This is a genomic window from Xanthomonas arboricola pv. guizotiae, assembly GCF_002940205.1.
GTDB classification, from domain to species: domain Bacteria; phylum Pseudomonadota; class Gammaproteobacteria; order Xanthomonadales; family Xanthomonadaceae; genus Xanthomonas; species Xanthomonas arboricola_C.
This window is the reverse complement of record NZ_MDSK01000021.1, coordinates 84,421-91,663: the sequence shown is the minus strand read 5'-3', so window position 1 is coordinate 91,663 and position 7,243 is coordinate 84,421. Positions and strand designations below refer to the sequence as shown.

The window sequence follows — 7,243 nt, the reverse complement described above, 5'->3', positions numbered from 1 at the left end:
GCGATTTCGTCAGCCTGGACGAGCGCCAGCTCATGCGTCCGCGCCAGGCCAACGGCGACCTACCCATCATCACCTTCGCCACCCTGGCACCGGGTAGCGCGTTGATCGACGCCGGCGCCGATACCGGTGAGGCCTTCAACGGGCGTGCACCGGACCTGGGGGCATTCGAGGCGCGTTGATCCGGACGATGGCGTTGACCGCCAGCCGCCTGGCCGGCGGTCAGCACCATGGTGCCCGGTGGCAGGGTTTGGTCGTTCTGTCGCTCAAAGCGTGGGAGCGGTCGTGCCGGTCATTGCACGCGGCCGCACCCGTAGCGGCTGGCAGGACGTATGCGTTGAGTGCATCATCGTGCTGCCGTGCGTCGCAATCGCCGGTCCAGTAGATAGCCCAGTGCCCCGCCCACCGCAATGGGCAGCAGTGCATAGATCGGGATGAAGATCAGCGCCAGCGCCGACTGCGCGTCGGCACGCAGATCCAGCGTGGCGTGCGCCCAGGCCAGCGCACCGAAGCCGAATGCGCAGGGGACAAGTAGCGAGATCGGACGCCGGTACAGGAAGCTGATGCCGAGCAGCGCGCCCCATGCAATCGCATTGAACGCGCCAAAGAACAGCCAGCCGCCGATAGCCGTGTCGGTGTATTGCGCAAGCCATTGCGCCCCGCGCGGCAGGCGCGCCGCATAGGGCAGCAATACGCCAACCAGCACAATAACGAAACGGGCACTCCGCATGGTCATTCGCACGCCATCCCTGCCTGTAGGAACGCGGTTGTTGGCTCTCAGCATCGCATCCGCGTGGTGAGACAAGTCACTTCTTGAACTCGGTCGGGCGTTCCAGCTGGTAGATCGACTCTCCCAGATCGTCCAGTTGCTTGGCGATGATCGCCTGGGCATCGTAGACGCCGCGGTTGTAAAAGTACGCTCCGACTTCCTCGGCAAGGAAATCGGGCAGGAACTCTGCATCGAAGCGTCCGATCTGCTGCTTCAGTTCTTCGCTGAAGTAAAGCTGGACCTTGCGGATGATCGCCGCCCGCTCGCCTTCGGTGAATGTGATGTCGGTCATGGAGGCTCGGCTCACCTACGGTTTCGGGACGATTTGCGTTCAGACACAGGCAGCTTGGGGCGACTGGTGCCTGTTGAACCCAATCGCTTGCCTGGCCGGTATCGAGATTGAGGCTCAGAGCGTGTTATGTACCTTGAGCTGAGTGCGAAGCGTCCCTGTGGCGCGTCGAGACAAGGCGTGCGCTGCGGCCCAGGCTGGCCGCCTGGGCAACAAGGCGCGCAACGCGGTATCGGCGCACCACAGGGCGCTTCCCGGAGGGTTGGCATCTCATCCCAGGTGCATAACACGCTCTAGGTGGCAACCGGCCAACGGGAAGGCCGGCCTGCCCGAATGTAGTCAAGGTATTCGGACTCGGCAATCCCGAGGTTGGTCCAGCGACTGGGATCCGCCGCCAGGAATGTGCTGGCATACGTCACGGCAGAGGCAGCGTCCGCAAAAATCGCAGCAGGGGCGTCCGGTCCATCCGGATCGACATATGTGAAGTCATGTAGATCCGAATAGTCTTCGCTGCCAATGTCCTCGACGTCATGGATCCACACCTCGATGGAATCGTTGGCCGCCCGCAACTCGATATGGCGGATGTATGTTGCATCGACTGGACTGCTTCCGAGGAACTGCTCGACCAACATGTTGCGCCGTAATGTGGCTGGAATATCAATCGGCAAAAGATGTCGCATACAGCCTCCCTGCGTTCGAACTACCGCTGCTCCAAAATACATCGAGCCGCGCCGCCGTGCGGCGTGGCTCGCCAGTGCTCACTTGGTCTGACTTGCCGCACGCTTGAAATACGCCGTGCGCATCACCGGGTTGCCGTCCTTGAAGTACGCTTCAATCTCGGTCATGACCTTGCCGTCGGCACTGACCGTATAGGTGCGTGTGGATGCCGGGACGCCCTGATACATCAACTGCATCACCAGCACGCCGGGCTCGGGCATTTTGACTGCGGCGCGATCGACCAGGTAGGTGCCCGAGGCCTTGCCCGGTGTGCCGTCCAGCAACAGCGTGGATTGCGCCTGCAGCGTCTTGTTGTCGTGGTCGACGATCTCGGCGCTGGTTGTCCATTTGTTGCCTGGAACCTGTTTGAACTCCAGGGCAACGCGTTTGGGTCGTACAGCCGGTGGCATCGGCAGGCTGCTGGTGTCCAGCAGCCAGGTTCCGACCAGTGGCGACGGCGCAGTTGGCGCGGAGACGGCGGGCGTGGCTTGCAACATGACGGCAGCCACCAGTGCAACACATGCGGTCTTCATGTGAACTCCCTGATCGATATGTGATCCCTGCGGGCAGTCAGGCGACTGCTTGCAAGGCATTGCGCGTAGAGATCGATTTCCCGTAGACCGTCCCACCCCGGCCCGAAGGCGATACTCACCGCCGAACGGTGGTGAGTCAACTCACGGCAGGATGTGGCTGCTGGGGCACTGCTCGTCGCTCTGCAGACCATCATTGACTGCGTAATCTGCCGTCGTCACAAACAAAGACACCCGCACGGGGCGGGTGTCTGGCGTGCGTCAGCGCGGCGTGTGGCTTGCGCCGAAAGTTCAGCCCTGCGCCTTGTCGAACTCCAGGTGATAGCGCGTGGCTTCGGCCACTTCGTTCTTCGAGCCCAGGAACACCGGCACGCGCTGGTGCAGCTGTTGCGGTTGGATGTCGAGAATGCGCTCGCGCCCGGTGGTGGCGGCGCCGCCGGCCTGTTCCACCAGCATGCTCATCGGGTTGGCTTCGTACATCAGGCGCAGCTTGCCGGGCTTGGACGCGTCCTTCTTGTCCCAGGGGTAGATGAAGATGCCGCCGCGGGTGAGGATGCGGTGCACGTCGGCCACCATGCTGGCGATCCAGCGCATGTTGAAGTCCTTGCCGCGGGTGCCGTCCTTGCCGGCCAGCAGGTCGCTGACATAGGACTGCATGGCCGGTTCCCAGTGGCGCTGGTTGGACATGTTGATGGCGTATTCGGCGGTGTCGTCGGGCACGCGCATGTTGGCCTGGGTCAGCAGGAAGCTGCCTTCCTCGCGCTCCAGCGTGAAGGCATGGGTGCCGTGGCCGAGCGTGAGCACCAGCATCGTGCTGGGGCCGTAGATGCAGTAGCCGGCGGCCACCTGTTGGGTGCCCGGCTGCAGGAAGTGTTCGTCGCCGGGCTTTTCGGTGCCCTTGGGCGCGCGCAGTACCGAGAAGATGGTGCCGACCGAGACGTTGACGTCGATGTTGGAGCTGCCGTCCAGCGGGTCGAACAGCAGCAGGAAATCGCCGCTGGGGTATTGGTCGGGCACCGGCTGGCTGTGATCCATTTCTTCCGACGCGCACGCGGCCAGGTGGCCGCCCCAGGCATTGGCTTCGAGCAGGATGTCGTTGCTGAGCACGTCGAGCTTCTTCTGCGCCTCGCCCTGCACGTTGCCGGTGCCGGCATCGCCGAGCACGCCGCCCAGGGCGCCCTTGCTCACGGCGATGGAAATGCGCTTGCAGGCGCGCGAGACGATGGTGATCAGCTGGCGCAATTCCGGGTCGATACGGCCGGCGTGTTGCTCTTCGATCAGGAAGCGGGTCAGCGAGGGACGAGTCATGAAAGGTGTGTCTTCGAGTCGGTGGTTCGAGTATAGCGAACCCGTATAGAGGCGTTACGAAGACGAAAGTCCATGGTGTAGCATAGGCAACGGAGGGTAAAATGAGGCGCGTTGACCGTCACTCCAACGCTGACACACTCGGATCATTAATGCGAAAGTTTTGCGTAAAAAAACTACTTGCATTCAAAGTGCATAGTTTTTTGTGCCGACAAAAATGGCAATTACTAGAATCGTAACGGCTGAGATCATTTCAAAGTGCCGGAGCCTACCTTTCTCTTGAATGCTTATCAATGCAATGGAAGCAATTGAGAAGAAGATAGGTAAAAAGTAATAGCTATTAAGTTGTTTGAACTGGGTGGCCCACAGTGAGACGAGGGAAAGTAGCACTGCTATGATGCAGAGACTCTGATTGTTCCTCAATGCCGGTTCTCCTGGCCGTCGCAGTCCTCGGCTTGGGCGGGACGCAGCGTACCATCTTCAAGCGTGGACATGAAAAGTTTTTCATAATTCAGTGGTTTGGTCCAGCGGCGCTGCAGATCACCTGCCATGACTGCGGAGGCACGGATCGACGATGCACTGAAGCTGGATTCCATCGCCTTAATAGATGTCAAAGCAAGTTCCCTGACGCGGTCCTCCGCTATGGAATGGATTGGTGTCCGGGACGGGACACCTTCAAGATAGTAGAAGATGGCCAGGGACTTGGTCGGGTCCTTCTTGACGACTTGAGATAGCTTCGGCCCAGCCGGCTTGGGGCCACTTTCATAAGCATGAGCCAAGGCAAGCACTGCATTAACATCACCTTGGTCTGCCAGCTTCCATGCAAAAACTTCTGCTGATTGAGAATATTCCTGAAAAGCTCTCCGGTATTCAGCGGCATCCGAAATGCCCAAAAAGGCAGATCCACTGACGTAGCCCCTCATGGCGTTGAAATTTCCTTTCTGCGCAGCGTCTTTCCATTTATCGACGGCATCGCTGGAATTTATCGATATACCAGCGCAGTAATCGGATCGCGAGCGAAGTGCCTCAAAGTATCCGGCAGCACCCTGATTTTTCGACTCAATCATTGCTACCACGTCGTCATATTGTCGTAGCAGCAGTAGGCATTTCTCATAAATAACTGCCACATGGCATGCTGCTGTAGCATCCCCCTGTTTGGAGCGCGCTTCCATATCGCTCAGAGACATCCTGGCGGGAACGCCACTGACTGGAGCATTGCTGGCATATGCGCCGTCTAACTTCAGCTTGGACCGTGCGTCAATGACTTGATGAGCGGGTGCTATCGATTTTTGTCCAAGAGCTGAATTTTTTGAACCGCGGAACAGAAAAAAAAGAAAGATAGCAGTAGCGCCCGATAAAAACAGCAGGAACTTCCAGGTCCCAGCTGATTTACTCGGAAGTCTCATTAAATTAATAAGCAACTATATGACAGGTGACGCCGTCTTTTGTACTCACGCAGGTTACGCCAGTTCTAGTTCCGGATCCCGTAGGCTGCGAGAAGCTGATGCCATTTCGAATTGCCCAGTTATAGAACTTATCCATATTTTCTTGGCTGTTAGTGAAATCATAAGTGCGTATGCTACCCTCGCCGCCTGAAAATTCAGATTTCTTTGTCGGCACTATGTTGCCGCTCGAGTCGCGTTGGCTGTCTTTAACGCGGTTCCATACGTTTGTCTGACTATCAAATGTATACGTTGCAATGCTCTTATCGTCAAAAACAAACTTAACAGTCAAATTGACACCGCCTGGATTGAAGCCAGGAAGGAGGGAAAGGGGGTTGATAACTTTCGCGGCATCCCCTGCTCTTTGAAAAAAGTCAGCCTTGGAATTCTCGATTGCGCTCACTACCTGTTGTTCGCGCGACGGGTTATCTATGACATCGTAAATAGAAGTTGGGCGATTTGAGTCAGCCAGACCTACAGAACTACTGGTTAGTATTCTTTCGCCATATGCGTCAGCTAGAGTACTAACAAATCCAAAAATCTGAGGCTCTACAGTGCCTGTGCTGACATTCTGAACGATAGTTTCACCATCTGCTTCATAATTCCAGCTATAAATTCCTTTTAGAACATACTTGGACTGAGGGTTTGCAACATAAGCGGGCTGGCGGGCATTCCTATAGCTCCCACTTTCGAAAACCAGTATGTTCCATATCATGGATTTCATTTCTGCCTCTGTACAACCATCACATGTCCTGGTCACTGCCATCGCAGGGGGCAATGAGAAGACAAGAGAGAAATAATGATGTTCTGAATCGCATTTTCGTATCCTTACGTTAGTTTACTTTCGTATTTTTAATAATCGCTGTGCTGAGATCAAGTGGGATTTTGGTTAAAATCACGCAAGAAAATTGCATCAAAACTTGTAAGGAAAGTCTGACACTCAGACCCGACTGACCGTGGCCACGGCCTGTGCCACGTAGTCCAGGTTGCGCTGGCTCAGCGCGGCCACGCAGATGCGGCCGGTGCCGACGGCGTAGATCGCGAATTCCTCGCGCAGGCGGTCCACCTGGGTCCTGGTCAGGCCCGAGTACGAGAACATGCCGGCCTGGCGCTGGATGAACGCAAACTCCGGCGCGCCCAATGTGTCCAGCTTGGCCACCAGGCCCGCACGCAGGGCGTGGATGCGCTCGCGCATCTCGGTCAGCTCCTGCTCCCACAGATCGCGCAGCTCCGGGCTGGTCAGCACGCCGGCCACCAAAGCGGCGCCATGCGTGGACGGGCTGGAGTAGATCGTGCGGATGATGCGCTTGACCTGCGATTGCACGGCCTTGGCTTCGGCCGCGGTGGCCGAGACCACCGACAGCGCGCCCACGCGCTCGCCATACAGCGAGAACGACTTGGAGTACGAGCTGGCGACCACGTAGCTGTCGATGCCTTCGGCAGCGAGCAGGCGTACCGCGTAGGCATCGGCCTCGATGCCCTTGTCGAAGCCCTGGTAGGCGATGTCGACGAACGGGAACAGGTTGCGTTCCTTCAACAGCCCGGCAACCTGCTTCCACTGCTCCTTGCTCAGGTCCGCGCCGGTCGGGTTGTGGCAGCAGGCGTGCAGCAGCACCACCGTGCCCGGTTCGAGTTTTGCCAGGTCGGCGAGCATGCCGTCGAAGTTCAGCCCATGGCTGGCGGCATCGAAATAGGTGTAGTCCACGACCTCGAAGCCGGCCGCGCCGAACACCGCGCGATGGTTTTCCCAGCTCGGGTTGCTGATGGCGATGGTGGAGGTGGGCAGCAGCTTCTTGAGCAGGTCCGCGCCCACGCGCAAGGCGCCGCTGCCGCCGACGGTCTGCGAGGTCGCCACGCGGCCGGAGGCCAGCAGCGCCGACTCGGCGCCGAACAGCAGCTCCTGGGTGGCCTTGTCGTAGGCGGCCAGGCCGTCGATGGGCAGGTAGCCGCGCGGTTTGGCGTCCTGCGCGAGCTGCTGCTCGATCTTGTGCACGGCGCGCAACAGCGGGATGCGCCCGTTTTCGTCGTAATAGATGCCCACGCCCAGGTTGACCTTGTTGGGGCGGCTGTCGGCGTTGTAGGCCTCGGTCAGGCCCAGGATGGGGTCGCCTGGAACCTGTTCCACGTTTGCAAAGAAGGACACGGCATGACTCGCTGAAGGACGAAAGAGTGAGGGACTTCCAGGATGCTCGGC

General features: G+C 58.6%; 8 protein-coding genes. All 8 read right to left on the bottom strand.

Going from position 1 to position 7,243, the window contains the following annotated elements:
* Window positions 1–343: 343 nt before the first annotated feature.
* A complete protein-coding gene (locus XarbCFBP7408_RS13835) occupies window positions 344–733 on the bottom strand; it encodes a hypothetical protein (protein ID WP_104563443.1) in 390 nt (129 codons plus the stop codon).
* A gap of 70 nt (window positions 734–803) precedes the next feature.
* Window positions 804–1,058: a DUF2164 domain-containing protein gene (locus tag XarbCFBP7408_RS13830; protein ID WP_104563442.1), complete on the bottom strand. Its 255-nt coding sequence runs from the start codon at window positions 1,056–1,058 to the stop codon at window positions 804–806.
* Between the two features lie 290 nt (window positions 1,059–1,348).
* Entirely contained in the window at window positions 1,349–1,735 is a 387-nt protein-coding gene (locus tag XarbCFBP7408_RS13825; RefSeq protein WP_104563441.1) for a hypothetical protein, read from the bottom strand.
* Between the two features lie 78 nt (window positions 1,736–1,813).
* Window positions 1,814–2,281, bottom strand: a complete 468-nt coding sequence (locus XarbCFBP7408_RS13820; protein ID WP_104563451.1) for a LuxR family transcriptional regulator — start codon at window positions 2,279–2,281, stop codon at window positions 1,814–1,816.
* Between the two features lie 312 nt (window positions 2,282–2,593).
* Entirely contained in the window at window positions 2,594–3,610 is a 1,017-nt protein-coding gene (locus tag XarbCFBP7408_RS13815; protein ID WP_104563440.1) for a class 1 fructose-bisphosphatase, read from the bottom strand.
* Between the two features lie 416 nt (window positions 3,611–4,026).
* Window positions 4,027–5,013 (bottom strand): hypothetical protein, encoded by a 987-nt coding sequence (locus tag XarbCFBP7408_RS13810; protein WP_258072128.1) that lies wholly within the window; start codon window positions 5,011–5,013, stop codon window positions 4,027–4,029.
* A gap of 4 nt (window positions 5,014–5,017) precedes the next feature.
* On the bottom strand, window positions 5,018–5,773 hold the full coding sequence (locus tag XarbCFBP7408_RS13805) for a hypothetical protein (protein ID WP_104563438.1): 756 nt from the start codon (window positions 5,771–5,773) through the stop codon (window positions 5,018–5,020).
* Window positions 5,774–5,989: 216 nt separating this feature from the next.
* On the bottom strand, window positions 5,990–7,192 hold the full coding sequence (locus XarbCFBP7408_RS13800) for an aromatic amino acid transaminase (RefSeq protein WP_104563437.1): 1,203 nt from the start codon (window positions 7,190–7,192) through the stop codon (window positions 5,990–5,992).
* Between the last annotated feature and the right edge of the window lie 51 nt (window positions 7,193–7,243).